This is a genomic window from Pseudomonas sp. MF6776, from assembly GCF_016613125.1.
Lineage (GTDB): Bacteria > Pseudomonadota > Gammaproteobacteria > Pseudomonadales > Pseudomonadaceae > Aquipseudomonas > Aquipseudomonas iridis.
In genome coordinates this window covers 174405-192159 of record NZ_JAENSQ010000006.1, presented here as the reverse complement: position 1 = coordinate 192159, position 17755 = coordinate 174405, and the positions used below count along the sequence as shown (strand labels likewise).

17 protein-coding genes are annotated in these 17755 nt (G+C 59.9%); 10 read left to right on the top strand and 7 right to left on the bottom strand.

The features are described 5' to 3' along the window. The first annotated feature begins 28 nt into the window (after nucleotides 1–28). The 8 genes from rodA (at nucleotide 29) to JJD74_RS09380 (ending at nucleotide 7653) form a co-directional block, all read left to right on the top strand. A complete protein-coding gene (rodA, locus tag JJD74_RS09415) occupies nucleotides 29–1132 on the top strand; it encodes a rod shape-determining protein RodA (protein ID WP_042562213.1) in 1104 nt (367 codons plus the stop codon). Nucleotides 1133–1149: 17 nt separating this feature from the next. Further along, nucleotides 1150–2160, top strand: coding sequence for a lytic murein transglycosylase B (gene mltB, locus JJD74_RS09410; protein ID WP_042561252.1), 1011 nt, complete (start codon nucleotides 1150–1152; stop codon nucleotides 2158–2160). Then, nucleotides 2160–3170 carry a septal ring lytic transglycosylase RlpA family protein gene (locus JJD74_RS09405; protein ID WP_200613227.1) on the top strand — a complete coding sequence of 337 codons (1011 nt, stop codon included), beginning with the start codon at nucleotides 2160–2162 and terminating at the stop codon, nucleotides 3168–3170. The genes mltB and JJD74_RS09405 overlap by 1 nt, the downstream gene beginning before the upstream one ends. 170 nt (nucleotides 3171–3340) lie before the next feature. Continuing rightward, a complete protein-coding gene (locus JJD74_RS09400) occupies nucleotides 3341–4498 on the top strand; it encodes a D-alanyl-D-alanine carboxypeptidase family protein (RefSeq protein WP_200613224.1) in 1158 nt (385 codons plus the stop codon). An 85-nt stretch (nucleotides 4499–4583) separates the two neighbouring features. Continuing rightward, nucleotides 4584–4859: a DUF493 domain-containing protein gene (locus tag JJD74_RS09395; RefSeq protein WP_042561249.1), complete on the top strand. Its 276-nt coding sequence runs from the start codon at nucleotides 4584–4586 to the stop codon at nucleotides 4857–4859. Further along, the gene (lipB, locus tag JJD74_RS09390; protein ID WP_042561248.1) at nucleotides 4859–5506 is read left to right on the top strand and encodes a lipoyl(octanoyl) transferase LipB; all 648 of its coding nucleotides are present in this window, start codon (nucleotides 4859–4861) and stop codon (nucleotides 5504–5506) included. Before JJD74_RS09395 ends, lipB begins: the two co-directional genes overlap by 1 nt. Before the next feature lie 25 nt (nucleotides 5507–5531). Next, a complete protein-coding gene (lipA, locus tag JJD74_RS09385; RefSeq protein WP_162184605.1) occupies nucleotides 5532–6530 on the top strand; it encodes a lipoyl synthase in 999 nt (332 codons plus the stop codon). A gap of 172 nt (nucleotides 6531–6702) precedes the next feature. After that, nucleotides 6703–7653 carry a S66 peptidase family protein gene (locus tag JJD74_RS09380; RefSeq protein WP_042561246.1) on the top strand — a complete coding sequence of 317 codons (951 nt, stop codon included), beginning with the start codon at nucleotides 6703–6705 and terminating at the stop codon, nucleotides 7651–7653. A 102-nt stretch (nucleotides 7654–7755) separates the two neighbouring features. Here JJD74_RS09380 and JJD74_RS09375 read toward each other — a convergent pair whose 3' ends face one another. The 5 genes from JJD74_RS09375 to leuS all read right to left on the bottom strand — a co-directional run bounded on the left by JJD74_RS09375 (nucleotide 7756) and on the right by leuS (nucleotide 13841). Further along, a complete protein-coding gene (locus JJD74_RS09375; protein WP_200613220.1) occupies nucleotides 7756–9078 on the bottom strand; it encodes a lytic murein transglycosylase in 1323 nt (440 codons plus the stop codon). Between the two features lie 61 nt (nucleotides 9079–9139). Then, entirely contained in the window at nucleotides 9140–9304 is a 165-nt protein-coding gene (gene arfA / locus JJD74_RS09370; RefSeq protein ID WP_200613217.1) for an alternative ribosome rescue factor ArfA, read from the bottom strand. 159 nt (nucleotides 9305–9463) lie between these two features. Continuing rightward, nucleotides 9464–10501, bottom strand: a complete 1038-nt coding sequence (gene holA / locus JJD74_RS09365; RefSeq protein ID WP_200613214.1) for a DNA polymerase III subunit delta — start codon at nucleotides 10499–10501, stop codon at nucleotides 9464–9466. A 39-nt stretch (nucleotides 10502–10540) separates the two neighbouring features. Further along, complete coding sequence (locus tag JJD74_RS09360; protein ID WP_042561242.1) at nucleotides 10541–11146, bottom strand: LPS-assembly lipoprotein LptE; 606 nt, start codon at nucleotides 11144–11146, stop codon at nucleotides 10541–10543. Between the two features lie 88 nt (nucleotides 11147–11234). Continuing rightward, nucleotides 11235–13841, bottom strand: coding sequence for a leucine--tRNA ligase (gene leuS, locus JJD74_RS09355; protein WP_115146503.1), 2607 nt, complete (start codon nucleotides 13839–13841; stop codon nucleotides 11235–11237). A 254-nt stretch (nucleotides 13842–14095) separates the two neighbouring features. On the opposite strand from leuS, the gene JJD74_RS09350 reads away from it, so the two are divergent. Both JJD74_RS09350 and JJD74_RS09345 read left to right on the top strand, forming a co-directional pair. After that, nucleotides 14096–14419 (top strand): hypothetical protein, encoded by a 324-nt coding sequence (locus JJD74_RS09350; RefSeq protein ID WP_042561240.1) that lies wholly within the window; start codon nucleotides 14096–14098, stop codon nucleotides 14417–14419. 105 nt (nucleotides 14420–14524) lie between these two features. Further along, nucleotides 14525–15286, top strand: coding sequence for a YdcF family protein (locus JJD74_RS09345; RefSeq protein WP_042561239.1), 762 nt, complete (start codon nucleotides 14525–14527; stop codon nucleotides 15284–15286). 86 nt (nucleotides 15287–15372) lie between these two features. Here the strand turns inward: JJD74_RS09345 and lnt are convergent, their stop codons facing one another. Both lnt and JJD74_RS09335 read right to left on the bottom strand, forming a co-directional pair. Beyond that, entirely contained in the window at nucleotides 15373–16896 is a 1524-nt protein-coding gene (lnt, locus tag JJD74_RS09340; RefSeq protein ID WP_200613211.1) for an apolipoprotein N-acyltransferase, read from the bottom strand. 14 nt (nucleotides 16897–16910) lie between these two features. Next, entirely contained in the window at nucleotides 16911–17750 is an 840-nt protein-coding gene (locus JJD74_RS09335; protein ID WP_024014438.1) for an HlyC/CorC family transporter, read from the bottom strand. Between the last annotated feature and the right edge of the window lie 5 nt (nucleotides 17751–17755).

Below are 17755 nucleotides of genomic sequence, written 5' to 3'. Positions count from 1 at the left end.
TGATCGCATGCTCTCCAGTGAGGATGTGATGCGCCGCCGCGCGACGCTGCTGCAAAGACTGCATATCGATGGGCCGCTGCTGATCCTGTTGTTGATTCTCGCTGCCGGCAGCCTGTTCGTGCTGTATTCGGCCAGCGGCAAGAGCTGGGATCTGCTGGGCAAACAGGCCACTTCGTTCGGTATCGGTCTGGTGTCGATGATCGTCATCGCCCAGTTCGAACCGCGTTTCATGGCGCGCTGGGTGCCGCTGGGCTACGTGATCGGCGTGCTGCTGCTGTTGGTGGTCGACATCATGGGTCACAACGCCATGGGCGCCACACGCTGGATCAACATTCCCGGTGTGATTCGTTTCCAGCCTTCGGAATTCATGAAAATCCTGATGCCGGCGACCATCGCCTGGTATCTGTCCAAGCGGACATTGCCCCCACAACTCAAGCATGTTGGCATCAGCCTGATGCTGATTGGCGTGCCGTTTGCGCTGATCGTTCGCCAACCGGACCTCGGCACTTCGCTGCTGATTCTGGCCGGCGGGGCATTCGTGCTGTTCATGGGCGGCTTGCGCTGGCGCTGGATCGTCAGCGTACTGGCTGCGGCCATTCCGGTGTCGGTCGCGATGTGGTTCTTTGTGATGCACGACTACCAGAAGCAGCGCGTATTGACGTTCCTCGACCCGGAAAGCGATCCGCTCGGCACTGGCTGGAACATTATTCAGTCGAAAGCTGCTATCGGTTCCGGCGGCGTATTCGGCAAGGGCTGGCTGCTCGGCACCCAGTCGCACCTGGACTTCCTCCCGGAAAGCCACACCGATTTCATCATTGCCGTGCTCGGCGAAGAGTTCGGCCTGGTGGGCATCTGCGCGCTGTTGCTGATTTATTTGCTGTTGATTGGCCGGGGTCTGGTCATCACCGCTCAGGCGCAGACGCTGTTCGGTAAATTGCTCGCCGGCGCGTTGACCATGACGTTTTTTGTTTATGTTTTCGTCAACATCGGTATGGTCAGTGGCCTGTTGCCGGTTGTAGGGGTTCCGTTGCCGTTCATTAGCTACGGAGGAACTTCGCTGGTGACACTGCTGTCAGCGTTTGGGGTTTTGATGTCGATCCATACCCATCGCAAGTGGATCGCACAGGTTTGAATAAGGTGAAGAGTTCAATGCAAGTAATGCGTGGCTGGGCGACTCGATGCGCGCCATGGGTTGGCCTGGTAGGCCTCCTTGGCAGCGTGCAGGAAGCGCTGGCCGGCGAATATGAAGGCTCACCCCAGGTGGCCGAATTCGTCGGTGAAATGACCCGCGACTACGGTTTCGCCGGTGAGCAACTGATGGGTGTTTTTCGCGAGGCTCAGCGTAAACAGGCGATTCTCGACGCCATCTCCCGACCTGCCGAGCGGGTCAAGCAGTGGAAGGAATACCGCCCGATGTTCATCACTGACGCGCGTATTGCGCGAGGTGTGGACTTCTGGCGTCAGCACGAGGCCACGCTGGCCCGTGCCGAGCAGGAATACGGCGTGCCGGCACAAGTCATCGTGTCGATCATCGGCGTTGAGACCTTTTTCGGACGTAATACCGGCAATTACCGGGTGATCGATGCCTTGTCGACGCTCGGTTTCGACTATCCTCCCCGTGCCGAATTTTTCCGCAAGGAGCTGCGCGAGTTTCTGCTGCTGGCGCGCGAAGAGCAGGTCGATCCATTGACGCTCAAGGGTTCATACGCCGGGGCGATGGGCCTGCCGCAGTTCATGCCGAGCAGCTTTCGCGCCTATGCAGTGGATTTCGACGGTGACGGCCACATCAATATCTGGAACAACCCGGATGATGCGATCGGCAGTGTCGCCAGTTATTTCAAGCGTCACGGCTGGGTCGCCGGCGAACCGGTGGTCAGCCGCGCCGATGTCCGTGGCGAGCAGGCCGATGAAGGCCTGACCACTGGCATCGAGCCGACAAAGACCGTCGCGGAGTTGCGGGCGCTGGGCTGGTCAAGTCATGATGCGCTGCGCGATGATATGCCGGTTACTGCATTTCGCCTTGAAGGCGAGAACGGCCCTGAATACTGGATGGGCCTGAAGAATTTCTACGCGATCACGCGTTATAACCGCAGCGTGATGTACGCCATGGCCGTACATCAACTGTCTGAACAGCTTGTACAAGCACGGGGCGTCAAGTAATGCGGGCATTGCCTAACAATAAACCCCTGAAGCTGGTGGCATTTGCTGCGTTGGCGGTACTGGTCGCCAGTTGTTCGACCAGTCGTACCCCGACTCAGAAGGCGCCCACAACCGTTGTGCGCAAGCAGCCGGTCCTTGATATCAACCGCGCCCACAAAGATGGCGCGCCGTGGTGGGATGTCGATGTTTCGCGTATCCCCGATGCCACGCCAACCCTGCATACCGGTGCGTACAAGGCCAACCCGTACACTGTGCTGGGTAAGACCTATTTTCCGATACAGGAATCCAAGAGCTACGTCGCTTCGGGCACGGCGTCCTGGTACGGCACCAAGTTTCACGGGCAGAACACCGCCAACGGTGAGGTCTATGACCTGTACGGCATGAGTGCCGCCCACAAGACGTTGCCACTCCCAAGTTACGTTCGGGTGACCAACCTGGACAACAACCGCACAGTGATTCTGCGGGTCAACGATCGCGGACCGTTCTATTCCGACCGGATCATCGACTTGTCCTACGCGGCGGCGAAAAAACTCGGTTATGCCGAAACGGGCACTGCGCGGGTCAAGGTCGAGGGCATCGACCCGCAGCAATGGTGGGCCGCCAAGGGCCGTCCGGCACCGTTGATGCTCAATGAGCCGCAGGTTGCGCAGAACAGCGCCCCGGTGATCACGGCCTCGGCCGGCACCGTCGAGCAATGGACCCCTCCGCCGCAGCAACACGCCGCGGCCGTTGTGCCAGTGCAGATTGATGCAAAAAAAAACGCTTCTGCAACAGCGTCTGGCCAGTATCTGCAGGTGGGCGCCTTCGCCAACCCGGACGCTGCAGAGCTGCTGAGGTCGAAGCTCAGCGGGATGGTGAGCGCTCCGGTGTTCATCAGCTCGATCGTGCGCAATCAGCAGACTCTGCACCGGGTACGCCTGGGGCCGATCGGCTCGCCGGGTGAAATCACCCAGGTGCAGAACAGCGTGCGCCTGGCTAACCTTGGTTCGCCAAGTGTGGTCACCGAGTAACACGTAGAACTTGATTGACGGTTCACCTGCGGTATCGGGGGGTGAACCAGGTTGTTGGCTCGTCGAAGAACAAAAGCCCGGCAAGGGTGACTGGAGTGAGCAGCTGAATACGCGATGACTCGTCAGAAAGTCATCTGATTAAATTTTGCATTAGCGATTTCGAGAGACGGATGAACATCACCACCTTTGCCAAACGCCTTTTCCTGCTAGTCCCGCTGCTCCTCTCACCCGCCGCGTTCGCGGTCGAGATGATGCCTTCGCCACCACAACTGGCCGCCAAGTCCTACGTGCTCATGGATGCAAGCAGCGGCAACGTGCTGGTTGAAAACAATGGCGACCAGCGTCTGCCACCGGCCAGCCTGACCAAGCTGATGACCGCGTACATCGCGACCCTGGAAATCCGTCGTGGCCAGATCGGTGAAAACGATCCGGTGACCGTCAGCGAAAACGCCTGGCGTACCGGCGGTTCGCGGATGTTCATCAAAGTCGGTTCGCAAGTCACTGTCAGCGACCTGCTGCACGGCATCATCATCCAGTCCGGTAACGACGCCAGCGTGGCACTGTCCGAGCACATCGCCGGTAGCGAAGACGCCTTCGCCGACGTGATGAACAAGACGGCCACCGAACTGGGCCTGACCAACTCCCACTTCATGAACCCGACCGGTCTGCCAAACCCTGACCATTACTCGTCGGCTCATGACATGGCGATCCTGGCTCGCGCGATCATCCACGAAGACCCGGCTCACTACGCGATCTACTCGCAGAAAGAGTTCTTCTGGAATGGCATCAAACAACCTAACCGCAACCTTTTGCTGTGGCGCGACAAGACCGTTGACGGTCTGAAAACCGGTCACACCGAAGAGGCCGGTTATTGCATGGTGTCCTCGGCTGTCCGTGATGGCCAGCGCCTGATCGCCGTGGTGTTCGGCACCAACAGCGATGTGGCTCGCGCCGCTGAAACCCAGAAGCTCTTGACCTACGGCTTCCGCTTCTTCGAAACCCAGACTTTCTATCAGAAGGGCACCGAACTGGCTCAGGCCCCGGTGTGGAAAGGCACCACCAGCCAGGTCAAGGCCGGCCTGGCGCAAGACCTGACCATGACCCTGCCAAAAGGCCAGCTGAAGAAGCTCGCTGCCAGCATGACCATGAACCCGCAACTGACCGCGCCAATCGCCAAGGGCGACGTAATCGGTAAAGTCGAAGTCAAACTGGAAGACAAGGTCGTGCACAGCGCTGACCTGATCGCTCTGGATGGCGTCGAGGAGGGTGGTATCTTCCGCCGCATGTGGGATAGCATCCGTCTATTCTTCTACGGCTTGTTCAACTGATTTGTGTTGACCTGCATGGCCCCGCCCCGATCCGGTGCGGGGCCATGTGCGTTACCACGGCTTGCGCTATAGAGGCCGTTACGCCATGACCGATACCGAAGTAAAGGCGCCAAAGATCGAATTCCCTGCCAACGATTACCCGGTTAAGGTGATCAGCGACACGGGTGTCGGCAACAAAGACAAGATCATCGAAATCGTCAAGAAGCACGCGACCATCAACGATGATCGTATTGACGAGCGTTCTAGCAGCAACGGCAAATACACCACGATTCAGTTGCACATCGTCGCCACCGGTCAAGACCAGCTGTACGATATCAACAGCGAACTGCGGGCGACCGGTTTCGTGCACATGGTGCTGTGATGCCGGGCACGCTGGGCTTTCGCGACCTCGGCCAGATGGCTTACGAGCCGGTCTGGCATGCCATGCAACGCTTTACCAACGAACGCGGCAGCGATGCCGCCGACGAAATCTGGCTCGTCGAGCACCCTCCGGTGTTCACGCAGGGTCAGGCCGGCAAGGCCGAGCACTTGCTTGTGCCGGGTGAAATTCCGGTGGTACAGGTCGATCGCGGCGGGCAGGTGACTTACCATGGCCCCGGCCAATTGGTGGCTTATCTGCTGCTGGATGTACGCAAGCTGGGTTTTGGCGTGCGTGATCTGGTCAGTCGCATGGAGCTATGCCTGATCGAACTTCTGGCCAGTTACGGTGTGACCGCAACGGCCAAGCCAGACGCTCCCGGCGTGTATGTAGATGGAGCGAAAATCGCTTCTCTGGGTTTGCGCATTCGCCACGGTTGTTCCTTTCATGGACTGGCCCTGAACGTGGATATGAACCTGGAACCGTTTCGACGGATTAATCCCTGCGGCTACGCCGGGCTGGCGATGACCCAGCTGAGCGATCACGCAGGATCGATTGAATTTGCCGAGGTAAGTGCCCGGCTGCGCGCGCAGCTCGTCAAACACCTCGACTATGCTGAGCAGACGACCCTGACGGGCGGAATCGACTGATATGACTACTGATGCAGTGCAAACCATGATCCCGACGCTCGACGTGACCGAGCGCCCGGCCCCGCGTCCCAAGGTTGAAGCCGGCGTCAAGCTGCGCGGTGCCGAGAAGGTTGCACGCATCCCGGTAAAGATCATTCCGACCACCGAGCTGCCGAAGAAACCTGACTGGATTCGTGTGCGCATCCCGGTTTCGCCGGAAGTCGACCGCATCAAGAGCCTGCTGCGCAAACACAAGCTGCACAGCGTTTGCGAAGAAGCGTCCTGCCCGAACCTGGGCGAGTGCTTCTCCGGCGGCACCGCGACCTTCATGATCATGGGCGACATTTGCACCCGTCGTTGCCCGTTCTGCGACGTGGGCCACGGTCGTCCGAAGCCACTGGACGTCAACGAGCCGCAAAGCCTGGCCATCGCCATCGCCGACCTCAAGCTCAAGTATGTGGTGATCACCTCGGTTGACCGCGACGACCTGCGTGACGGTGGTGCCCAGCACTTTGCCGACTGCATCCGTGAAATCCGCAAGTTGTCGCCGAACGTGCAGCTGGAGACCCTGGTTCCGGACTACCGTGGCCGCATGGACGTCGCCCTGGAAATCACCGCCGCCGAGCCGCCGGATGTCTTCAACCACAACCTGGAAACCGTGCCGCGTCTGTACAAGGCTGCGCGTCCGGGTTCGGATTACCAGTGGTCGCTGACCCTGCTGCAACGTTTCAAGCAGATGATGCCGCACATTCCGACCAAATCCGGTCTGATGCTGGGTCTGGGCGAGACTGACGAAGAAGTCATCGAAGTCATGAAGCGCATGCGCGAACACGACATCGACATGCTGACTCTAGGCCAGTATCTGCAACCGTCGCGCAGCCACTTGCCGGTGCAGCGTTTCGTGCACCCGGACACCTTCGCCTGGTTCGCCGAGGAAGGTTACAAGATGGGCTTCAAGAACGTTGCGTCCGGGCCGTTGGTGCGTTCCTCGTACCATGCCGATGAGCAGGCGAAGCTGGTCAAGGCTGAGCTGATGGGTTCTTGATCCGGCGCTGAATGAAAAAATGCCCGCCGAGGCTTTAACGCCCGGCGGGCATTTTTTTGCCTGTCTTACATTCAATGCTGATTTTTCCTGCAACCTGCGGCGTGGCCGAGCCTCTTCTGTTTACCGCCGTTCCTGACTACTGTGTGTGCATGACTCACAGGGAGATCCAAGGATGACCGTTCGACCAACCCACACACTTTGCCCGCACAAAGCCGTGCCCGCGTTGCCCTCAGAAGGGCTGATCGGCGTCATTGCACCAGCCGGCCCGGGTGTATTGGACACCGATAAGGCGGTGCAATGGATGCGCGCGCGGGGTTATGGGCTTAAGGTGTTCCCCGGCGTTTATGAAAAGGATGGCTATCTGGCCGGCAGCGACGACGTGCGCTTGCGCGATCTTCATGCGGCGTTCGCTGATCCCGAAGTCGATGCAATTATTTGCCTGCGTGGCGGCTACGGCACGCCACGGCTGCTTGACCGGATCGATTACGACCTGCTGAGCCGCCATGCCAAGCCATTCGTTGGCTACAGCGACATCACCGCGCTGCACCTGGCCATCAGCCGATACGCAGGCTTCGTGACCTTCCACGGGCCGTTGCTCAACGCCGATTTGTTGGGCGACAAGGAGCCGCCGACGGTCACTTCGTTCTTCGCCATGCTGCGCGGGCAAATGAAGGCGGGGAGTGTGCTAAGCCATCCGGTGGCGTATCCGTTGACTACGGTCGAACCCGGCATCGCGCACGGGCGCTTGCTCGGCGGTAATCTGGCGATGATCGCCGCCACCTTGGGCACGCCTTACGAAATCGATGTGGAGGGGGTGATTCTGCTCATCGAGGATATTAACGAGCCGCTGTATCGGATCGACCGACTGCTGACGCAGATGCGTCTGGCCGGCAAACTGGCCAAATTGCGCGGAGTTCTGGTTGGGGATGTGGCAGGGGTGGATGTCGCGGCATTGAACCGCCTGCTCAAGCAGACGTTCGAGCCTTTGCGGATTCCGGTGCTGTCAGGTTGGCGTAGCGGCCATTGCGATCCGAACCTGACGCTGCCGATGGGCGCGCTGGTGCGGCTGGATGCGGGGAAGAAGGAGTTGATGCTGGAGCAGGATGTGGTCACCCGCCGATAATTGCGGGTGATGCAAAAAGATCGCAGCCTGCGGCAGCTCCTACACGGGATTAACGTAAACCCTGTAGGAGCTGCCGCAGGCTGCGATCTTTTGATTTTGCTTTTATTGGTTACGCAGGCTTTCCAGCAGCTTATGCGTTGGATACCCATCCGCCGGCCAGCCAAACGACTGCTGTGCACTGCGAATCGCCTTGCGTGTATTGGCCCCGATGATCCCGTCTGCCGTGCCGGCATCGTAGTTGCGTGCACTCAACAAGGTCTGCAACTCGATTCGCTCGGTGCGGCTCAGCGGCAGATCATCTTTAGGCCAAGAGCCATTGATCAAGCCAGCGCCGCCAAAGCGCTCGGACAGCAGGCTCACCGCCAGTGCGTACGACGAAGAATTGTTGTACTTGAGGATCGCCCGGAAGTTGTCGAGGATCAGAAACGCCGGGCCACGATAACCGGCCGGCAGCAACAGGGCGGCGGACAGTTGTTCGGTTCCCGCGGGCATCTGGGCATCATTGGGCAAACTCACGCCCAACTGACGCCATTCGGCGACGCTCTTGCGGATGGCGCCATCCGCCAGTGTGTAATCGAAGCTGCCTGGCAATTGCACTTCAAAGCCCCACGGCTGGCCACGCTGCCAGCCGGAGCTTTGCAGATAGTGCGCGGTCGAGGCCAGCGCGTCGGCTGGACTGCCCCAGATGTCGCGGCGCCCGTCACCGTCGAAATCAACCGCATGGGTGTTGTAGGTGGTCGGGATGAACTGCGTCTGGCCCATGGCGCCAGCCCAGGAACCGAGCATCTTCTCCGGCGTGATATCGCCCTGTTGCAGAATCTGCAGGGCGGCGATCAGTTGCGCGTGGGCAAAGCCTGGGCGACGACCTTCGTAGGCGAGGGTGGCCAGCGAGTTGATCACCGACTTGCTGCCCTGGAACTGCCCGAAGTTGCTTTCCATGCCCCACACCGATACCAACGCCTGACGATCAACGCCGTAACGCTGCTCGATGCTTTGCAGGATATCGGCGTACTGAATGATTAGCGCCTGGCCCTTGCGCACGCGCAGCGGCGACAGTGCGCCGTCGAGGTATTCCCACACCGGGCGGGAGAACTCCGGCTGACTGCGGTCGGCGCGAATCACGCTGGCGTCGAAACTGATATTGGCAAATGCACGATCGAACAGCTCGGCGCGAATCCCGGCTGCCAAGGCATCCTTGCGGAAACCTGCCTGCCATTCGGCAAAGGTCTGGGTCGGCTGAAGATCAAGTGGGTCGGCGGACGGCACTACCGGCGGAATAATCGCTGGGGCCGTGGCGACAGGGGCGGCTTGAAGAGGTTGCGCATCGGCGGCGGTAGGTTTTTCCGCACAGGCGACAAGCAGTATGAAGCTGGAGGCAGCGATCAATTGGCGAACAGGCCAACGACGGGAAAGACTAAAGGGCATGCACAGTTCCAGAGGATACGAATCAGGTGCAGACCTTAACATGACCGGGGGGTGCTGCGCTTTAAGCTGCCAGAAAGTAAGAAGCCTCCCAGCTATTAGACTGGAAGGCTTCGCGGCGGTAGCTGCCTTTACCCTTGGCTGGTTGTTCCTGGCGGCTGCGGAACAGGGGTTGGGCGATGATGGATTTGGCCTTGTTCGGGCGATGTTTCGATGGCTTTTTGCTCATGAAGGTTCTCTTGATCGAGTGGGTTTTGCGCAGGGAATAATCTGCCGATGTCGGGCGTCTGTCTATAGGGCAAATGCAGGTGCTGGTTGTAGGAAAACAAACTCAAAAGATCGAAGCGTGCCGCAATTCCTACAGATAGAAGGCTGCGATCTTTTGACCTTATTCGGCGGGCAATGACAAGCGCTGGCCTGCCATCAACAACGCCAAACGACTGAGGCTCATCCAGGGCGACCCGGCCGCCTGGCCTTTGATTTGCGCATCAATACGCTGAGCTTCGAGCAACAACTGCGCCCAGCGTTGCGCCGAGTAACGTTGCAGGGCTTTGCTCATCAAGGGCTTGCGCTTGTCCCAGACCGGCGGTTTCGCCGAGCTGAAGCATTTGTCCAGCGGTGTGCCCTGGCTGTACTGCAGCGAGATATTGGCCAGCAGGCGCAATTCCCTCGCCAGTGCCCAGAGGATCACTGGAGGTTCGACCCCCTCACCACGCAACCCTTCGAGCATGCGCAGGGCGTGGGCCGGTTCACCGTTAAGGACCGCGTCGGTCAAGCCAAACACGTCGAATCGTGCACTGTCCGCCACAGCGGCCTGCACGGTTTCGACAGTAATCTGCCCACCTTCGGCCATCAGCTTGAGCTTCTCGATTTCCTGCGCGGCGGCGAGCAGGTTGCCCTCCACACGTGCAGCAATCAGTTCGATTGCATCCTGGCTGGCCGACAACCCCGCCTGCGACAGACGCTGACGAATCCAGCCCGGTAGCTGATTGGCATCCACTGGCCAGATCTGGATGAACTGGGTCTGCTGACCTTCAACCAGCGCCTTGCCCCACTTGGTCTTCTGTGCGCTGCCATCAAGCTTGGGCAGGCTGATCAGCAGCACCGTGTCTTCGGCGGGACGCGAGCAGTACTCGATGAATGCGGCAGCCCCCTTGTCACCGGGTTTACCCGATGGCAAACGCAGTTCCAGCAGACGCTTTTCAGCAAACAACGACATGCTGGCACCGGCCTGCAGCAGCGTGCCCCAATCGAAATTGGCGTCGGCGGCGAATACCTGGCGTTCGTCGAAACCTTGCTGGCGGGCAGCACTGCGAATGGCGTCGGCGGCTTCCTGACACAGCAGCGGGTCATCACCGCTGATGATATAGACGGGCGCGAGGGCGCCTTGCAGGTGTTTGCCGAGTTGCGCGGGAGCGAGCTTCATAAGAGAGGTCGAACGGGGCGCCTGAGCGCCCCGAACTTCTTACTGCTGCGGAATTTCGAGCGGCGACTGACGCGGGGTTTCCGCCTCAATCTTTTGCGCCGCTTCCAGCGCATCGGCTTCTGCCTTGGCGCGGTCATTGGCGGCCTGCTGCAGTTGCTGCAGTTGACCCGGGGTCAGCTGTTGCAGACGCAGCATCATGCGCTGAACCAGATCGCGACGGATATCGCGACGGGCGTCGTTGGCCTCCTGATCGGAGCCGACGAGATTGTTGCCGTCGTGGATGAACACTTTCTGCACTTCAAGCTTGTCGCTGAGCAGAGACAGGTTTTTTTCACCGCGGATGTCGTAGCTCAGGACAGTGCTGAGCTGATACTCGCCCGTGCGACCGGCACCTGCATAGCTGAGGATACGCTGGCTTTCCTGTTCGTCAGCCAAGTACAGCTTGTACGGCGCACCGCTGTAAACCTTGACGCCGCTGGACTCCAGTACCTGACGCATTTGAGTGACGGTCTCGCCGTAGGCGTTACGGGCACTCAGGTCGAGTTCCTTGATCGTCAGTTCGTTGCTGCCAGTGCCACGCAGCTGGAAACCGCAGGCGCTCAGCAGAACAGCGAGGCCCATCACCAGCAGATTGCGTTTGATCATTGTGTTGCTCCCCTTGAAACCATGTGGGCCGACCTGGCGGCCCGAAAGGTTTTACAGTGCGTCAGGCAAACCTGACGCCCAATCCAATTTAGCTGGCGACGATGTTGACCAGTTTTCCTGGCACAACGATCACTTTGCGAATGGTCAGACCGTCGACGAAACGCAGCACGTTTTCGTTGACGCGAGCGGCGGCTTCAACCTCTTCGCGCGTCGCGCTCGCCGGCATTTCGATCTGGCCACGCAACTTGCCGTTGACCTGGATAACCAGGGTCAGGCTGTCCTGCACCAGTGCGCTTTCGTCCACTGCAGGCCAGCCTGCGTCGATCACGGCGTCGGCGTGCCCCAGTTGATTCCACAGCTCATGGCTGATGTGTGGCGTGATCGGAGCCAGCAGCAAAGTGACGGCTTCCAGACCTTCGTGCACCAGAGCGCGATCCTGCTCGGTGCCTTGCGCGGCTTTTTCCAGCACGTTCATCAGCGTCATGACCTGAGCGATGGCGGTGTTGAATTTGTGGTTCTGGCCGACGTCGTGGCTGGCCTGCTTGATGGCCAGGTGGATCGAGCGGCGAACGGCTTTTTGCTCGTCGTTCAGGCTGGCAACGTCGAGTTTGCCCGGCAGGCCCTGGGTAACGTGGGCTTGCGCGAGACGCCAGACGCGCTTGAGGAAGCGATGCGAGCCTTCCACGCCGGAGTCGGACCATTCGGCGCTCATGTCAGGTGGCGAGGCGAACATCATGAACAGGCGGCAAGTGTCTGCGCCGAACTGATCAATCATCGACTGTGGGTCGACGCCGTTGTTCTTCGACTTGGCCATTTTCTCGGTACCGCCGATTTCCACCGGCAGGCCGTCGGCGATCAGCTTGGCGCTGATGACCTTGGCTTTGCTGTCACGCTCCAGTTCTACGTCCGCCGGGTTGAACCAGGTGTAGGCACCGTTGGCTTCGCGACGGTAGTAAGTTTCGGCGATTACCATGCCTTGGGTCAGCAGGTTCTTGAATGGCTCGTTGGAGCTAACCAGGCCTTCGTCACGCATCAGCTTGTGGAAGAAACGTGCGTACAGCAGGTGCAGAATCGCGTGTTCGATACCGCCGATGTATTGATCCACCGGCAGCCAGTGGTCGGCCGCGGATTTCTCGACCAGGCCACCTTCAAAGTGCGGCGAGGCGTAACGGGCGTAGTACCACGACGACTCGACGAAGGTGTCCATGGTGTCGGTTTCACGCTTGGCAGGCTGGCCACATTTCGGGCAGCTGCACTCGTAAAACTCAGGCATGCGCGCCAGCGGCGAACCGGCGCCATCCGGCACCACGTCTTCCGGCAACACGACGGGCAGTTGATCTTCCGGTACCGGCACGTCACCGCAAGCGTCGCAGTGGATGATCGGGATAGGGCAGCCCCAGTAGCGCTGGCGGCTGATGCCCCAGTCGCGCAGGCGGAACTGGGTGCGCGAGGCGCCCAGTTCTTTTTTGATCAGCGCTACTTCGATCGCGTCGAACGCGCCGGCGAAATCCAGACCATCGAACTCGCCGGAGTTGATCAGCGTGCCGTGCTCGCCGTAGGCGTCTTGCCACGGGGCCGGGTTGGTCTCGCCGGAGCTGGTGCGCACTACCGATTTGATCGGCAGGTCGTACTTGTGGGCGAACTCGAAATCACGCTCGTCGTGCGCTGGCACAGCCATGACCGCGCCGTCGCCGTAGTGCATCAGCACATAGTTGGCGACCCAGACCGGGAGTTTTTCACCGGTCAGCGGGTGCTCGACGAACAGGCCGGTCGGCAGGCCTTTTTTCTCTTGAGTGGCGACGTCGGCTTCAGCCACGCTGCCGCCCTTGCATTCAGCGATGAACGCTTGCAGCTCAGGGTTGTTCTGCGCGGCCTGGGTGGCCAGCGGGTGTTCGGCAGCGACGGCCACGTAAGTCGCGCCCATCAGGGTGTCCGGACGGGTGGTGAAGACTTTCAGGGTGCCGGCTGTGCCGATCGAGTCGACGTTGTACGGGAACTGCACTTCCATACCGCGGGATTTGCCGATCCAGTTGCGCTGCATGGTCTTGACCTGTTCAGGCCAGCCAGTCAGTTCGTCGAGGCTCTCCAGCAGCTCATCCGCATAAGCGGTGATCTTGAAGTAGTACATCGGGATTTCGCGCTTTTCGATCAGCGCGCCGGAACGCCAGCCGCGACCGTCGATGACTTGTTCGTTGGCCAGAACGGTCTGATCGACCGGGTCCCAGTTCACGGTGCCGCTTTTTTTGTAGATCACGCCTTTTTCGAACAGGCGAGTGAACAGCCATTGTTCCCAGCGGTAGTAATCAGGTTTGCAGGTGGTGACTTCACGCGACCAGTCCACCGCCAGGCCCAGGCTGCGCAGCTGGGTTTTCATGTAGGCGATGTTTTCGTAGGTCCACTTGGCGGGCGCTACGTTGTTTTTCATCGCGGCGTTTTCCGCCGGCATGCCGAAGGCATCCCAACCCATCGGTTGCAGAACGTTCTTGCCTTGCATGCGCTGGTAGCGGGAGATCACGTCGCCGATGGTGTAGTTGCGCACGTGCCCCATGTGTAGCTTGCCGCTGGGGTAAGGGAACATCGACAGGCAGTAGAAAGTCTCCTTGCCTGGCTGTTCGCTGACTTCAAAGGACTTTTGCTCATCCCAGAACGACTGGGCGGCGGCTTCGATTTCACGGGGCTGATATTGTTCGTGCATGGCTACTTTTGTACTGGATAGGGGTGGCCTAATCCTCTTCAACGCGGCATTCGGGCTGGCCCGGACGAGCTGGAAGTGGAATGACAGGAAGCGCCGTAGCATACATGACCGCGCTTGGCCTAGGGAAACCCTGATTGCAGCTGTTTGGCCCGCTGAATGGGTGGCGAGGGCCGTTGGTCGCGGCGTGCAGCCGGTTCGTGCAGCGAAGCTAAGCTCTAACTGGGGAGTGAGTCTTATCTTCAATGAGGTGAGGGATGGTGGAGCAACAGCAAAGAAACGTCACGAAACCTGAGTTGTACGAGCGGTTGATGGACCGTCTGGGCATTGCTCTGGACGCTGCAAAAACCGCAGACCGGCTGCGCGACGAGCGCCCCCTGGAACTGGAATTGCGTGGCTTGAGCCCCGCCGAGTTCAAACTGGTCAAGGCCTATCTGGATCGCAGTGAACGTGAAACGCACGGATGTTTGTCGCAGGCAGTGAAGCAGCTCGATGAAACACATTCGGCCAAGGTCATCTGGCTCAAGGACAAGGCGCCGCGCAAAGACACCGTCAAGGTGCATGCTTTGCGGGCCAAGTAAGCGCATGGCAGGTCAAGAAACGGATCTTTTTCAACAGGATCCCACCCTATCGGTTGTCGCGTTGTATTAACCCACTTAGGCTTCGGGCATCTTTGGAGATGCCCGATGCCTTTACGTTATTTCATCAAACAACTTCTATTGCCGCCCGGCATTCTTTTGCTGCTGTTGCTGGCCGCGTGGTGGCTGCGCCGCTCACGGCCGCGACTGGCTGGATTGTGTTTTGCCCTCGGTTTTGGCGGATTCTGGCTGATGAGCCTGCCGGTGGTGGTGCAATGGGGTGCAAAAGCCCTCGAGCGAGAGCCGCCACTGGCCCGCGAAGAGTGGGCGACATTGGCGCAGCGTGCCGATGCGATTGTGGTGCTGGGGTCCGGGCGTGAGCGGGGTGATCTGGCCTGGGGCGACGATCAACCGACCGGCGTGGGACTTGAGCGTCAGCGTTATGCGGCGCGATTGGCGAAAGCCTCGGGACTGCCGATTTTGACCAGTGGCGGCTTGCACTACGGTACGCCTCCGACCGAGGCGAAGTTGATGGCCGATTCATTGCTGGACGATTTCGGCGTGACCGTGCGTTGGCAGGAAGGGGAGAGCCGCACCACCTGGGAAAACGCCAGATTCAGCGCCGATATGCTGTTGCCGCAGGGAATCAAACGCGTAGTCGTGGTGACGCAGGCGTGGCACATGCCGCGATCGGTGTGGAGTTTTCAGGCGGCAGGGTTTGAAGTGGTGCCCGCGCCAGTGGGCTTCCTGGGAACAGACAACGCTCGGCCGTTTGGTGGCTGGCTGCCGGAGTTCAAATCGATCTGGCAGAGCGGACAGTTGCTGAATGAAGCGGTGGGGCAGGTGGGGTATTCGCTGTTTTACCGCTGAGAATCAAAAGATCGCAGCCTGTGGCAGCTCCTACAGGGGGAATGCAAATCCCATGTAGGAGCTGCCGCAGGCTGCGATCTTTTTGCTTAGAGGGTTTTGGACATCCGGCTAGCCATCAACGCCCAACCGAACAGTCCCAGACACAGGACGATCAGCGGCCACGAACGCCATTGCAGATACGGCGTCAGGTTGTGCATTGGCACCACTTCGCCATACAAAATGCCTTGTTCGAACTGCGGAATCTGCTCGGTGATCTGCCCGAACGGGTTGATCAGGCCGGTCACGCCATTGTTGGTGGCGCGGATCATCCAGCGTCCGGCTTCCAGCGCGCGCATCTGCGCCATCTGCAAATGTTGCAGCGGGCCGATCGAGGTGCCGAACCACGTGTCGTTGCTGATCGTCAGCAGCAGGTCGCTGCGCGCCGACAGGCTGGCGGCGAACTCCGGATACACCACTTCGTAGCAGATGAACGGCGCGATCTGGTAACCCTTGGCCTGCAGCATCGGCTGATCGGCGGGACCGCGGGCGAAGTCCGACATCGGCAGGTCGAAGAATGCGATCAGTCCGCGCAGCACATCCTGCAACGGCACGTACTCACCGAACGGCACCAGTTTCTGTTTCAGGTAAGTGCCATCGCCTTCGCCCACCACAGTGATGCCATTGTAGAAGCGTCTTTCGTGGTGCACCGTTTCGCGGATCGGTACGCCGGTGATCAGCGCCGATTTACGTTCGGCGGCGAAGTTACCCATCATGCTCAGGTAGCCCTCGGCGGACTCCTTGAGTACCGGCACCGCCGTTTCCGGCCAGATCAGCAGATCCACTGGTTTGGAGCGGAAACTCAGATCGCGGTACAGCGCCAGTTGCGCATTGAGCTGCGCCGGGTCCCACTTCATGCTTTGTTCGACGTTACCCTGAATGGCAGCAACGGTCAGCGGCTCGCCTGAAGGGCTGGTCCAGGCGTGGCCCTTGAGTGCAATCCCCGCCACCCATGGCCCGACCAGCAACAGCAGGCCAACCGCAACAAAAGCCTTGCGACCGGTTTGCAGCAGACGCGGCGCGTTGTAGATCAACGCAGCCGTCAACGCCAGAACGAACGACACCAGCCACATCCCGCCGACCGGCGCGAGACCGGCCAATGGGCCGTCGAGCTGGCTGTAACCGGAATAAAGCCATGGGAAGCCAGTGAGGAACCAGCCGCGAAAGGCTTCCTGGCCGACCCACAGCGCGGCGAATGCCGAAGCATCGGCCAGCGGTGCCTCGTTACGGCGCAGCCAGCGCGCCCAGAGCCAGGCGGGCAGGGCGAAGAAAAAGGCAATCGCCGCGGTAAACAACAGCATCAGGAATCCGGCCAGCAGCACCGAAGCGCCGCCGAAGTGATGAATGCTGTAATAGATCCAACTGGTACCGGCGCCGAACAGGCCGAAACCGAAGCACCAGCCACGGCCCAGTGCCTGACGGGGGCTTAGCTCACGCAGGCCGGCATAGAACAAACCGACCGCCAGCAAAGCCAGCGGCCAGATATCGAAGGGTGCCAGAGCGAACGTGGTGATTGCACCGGCCGCCACGGCCAGCAGGTTACCGGGCCAGCCGGGGCGGGTTGTCCAGCGCATTTCAGTCCTTAGATTTAACGAGCGATGGGCGTCAGTCGCAGCAAGTGAATCCGACGGCTGTCGGCGTTCAGGATGCGGAAACGATAAGCGCCGATTTCAGTGGTTTCGTTGCGTTTTGGCAAGTGCCCGAACGCGCTCATCACCAGGCCGCCGACGGTGTCGAACTCGTCGTCGGAAAACTCGCTGTCGAAGAACTCGTTGAAGTTCTCGATCGGCGTCAGTGCCTTGATCAGGAAGTCACCGCTGGGCAGCGGCTTGATGTAGCTGTCTTCTTCGACGTCGTGCTCGTCCTCGATATCGCCGACGATCTGTTCCAGCACGTCTTCGATGGTCACCAGACCTGCCACGCCGCCGTACTCATCGATGACGATGGCCATGTGGTTGTGGTTGGCGCGGAACTCACGCAGCAACACATTCAGGCGCTTGGACTCCGGCACGAACGTGGCCGGGCGCAGCAGGTCCTTGATGTTGAAGCTGTCGCCGTTTTCCTTGAGGATCAGCGGCAGCAGATCCTTGGCCAGCAGCACGCCCATCACGTCGTCATGGCTTTCGCCGATGACCGGATAGCGCGAGTGGGCGGAATCGACCACGGCCGGGAGGAATTCACGTGGTGTCTGGGTCGCCTTGATGCTGACCATCTGCGAACGCGGCACCATGATGTCGCGTACTTGCAGGTCAGCCACCTGAATGGCGCCTTCGACGATGGCCAGCGCTTCGCTGTCCAGCAGTTTGTTCTGATGTGCATCGCGCAGCAGCTCAAGAAGCTCCTGGCGGTTCTTCGGCTCGTGGGCAAAAGCCTGGGTCAGTTTACCCAGCCATGACTTCTGCCCGTTGCTCGATCGATCTTCGCTCATAGCGA

Bases quoted from the DNA above. Each gene is read 5' to 3' on its own strand.
- JJD74_RS09360 (WP_042561242.1), bottom strand. From the start codon at position 11,146: ATGATCAAACGCAATCTGCTGGTGATGGGCCTCGCTGTTCTGCTGAGC.
- JJD74_RS09375 (WP_200613220.1), bottom strand. From the start codon at position 9,078: ATGCCCTTTAGTCTTTCCCGTCGTTGGCCTGTTCGCCAATTGATCGCT.
- leuS (WP_115146503.1), bottom strand. From the start codon at position 13,841: ATGCACGAACAATATCAGCCCCGTGAAATCGAAGCCGCCGCCCAGTCG.
- JJD74_RS09335 (WP_024014438.1), bottom strand. From the start codon at position 17,750: ATGAGCGAAGATCGATCGAGCAACGGGCAGAAGTCATGGCTGGGTAAA.
- rodA (WP_042562213.1), top strand. From the start codon at position 29: ATGCGCCGCCGCGCGACGCTGCTGCAAAGACTGCATATCGATGGGCCG.
- JJD74_RS09345 (WP_042561239.1), top strand. From the start codon at position 14,525: ATGCCTTTACGTTATTTCATCAAACAACTTCTATTGCCGCCCGGCATT.
- mltB (WP_042561252.1), top strand. From the start codon at position 1,150: ATGCAAGTAATGCGTGGCTGGGCGACTCGATGCGCGCCATGGGTTGGC.
- JJD74_RS09380 (WP_042561246.1), top strand. From the start codon at position 6,703: ATGACCGTTCGACCAACCCACACACTTTGCCCGCACAAAGCCGTGCCC.
- lnt (WP_200613211.1), bottom strand. From the start codon at position 16,896: ATGCGCTGGACAACCCGCCCCGGCTGGCCCGGTAACCTGCTGGCCGTG.
- JJD74_RS09405 (WP_200613227.1), top strand. From the start codon at position 2,160: ATGCGGGCATTGCCTAACAATAAACCCCTGAAGCTGGTGGCATTTGCT.
- lipB (WP_042561248.1), top strand. From the start codon at position 4,859: ATGCCGGGCACGCTGGGCTTTCGCGACCTCGGCCAGATGGCTTACGAG.
- lipA (WP_162184605.1), top strand. From the start codon at position 5,532: ATGATCCCGACGCTCGACGTGACCGAGCGCCCGGCCCCGCGTCCCAAG.
- JJD74_RS09395 (WP_042561249.1), top strand. From the start codon at position 4,584: ATGACCGATACCGAAGTAAAGGCGCCAAAGATCGAATTCCCTGCCAAC.
- arfA (WP_200613217.1), bottom strand. From the start codon at position 9,304: ATGAGCAAAAAGCCATCGAAACATCGCCCGAACAAGGCCAAATCCATC.
- JJD74_RS09400 (WP_200613224.1), top strand. From the start codon at position 3,341: ATGAACATCACCACCTTTGCCAAACGCCTTTTCCTGCTAGTCCCGCTG.
- JJD74_RS09350 (WP_042561240.1), top strand. From the start codon at position 14,096: ATGGTGGAGCAACAGCAAAGAAACGTCACGAAACCTGAGTTGTACGAG.
- holA (WP_200613214.1), bottom strand. From the start codon at position 10,501: ATGAAGCTCGCTCCCGCGCAACTCGGCAAACACCTGCAAGGCGCCCTC.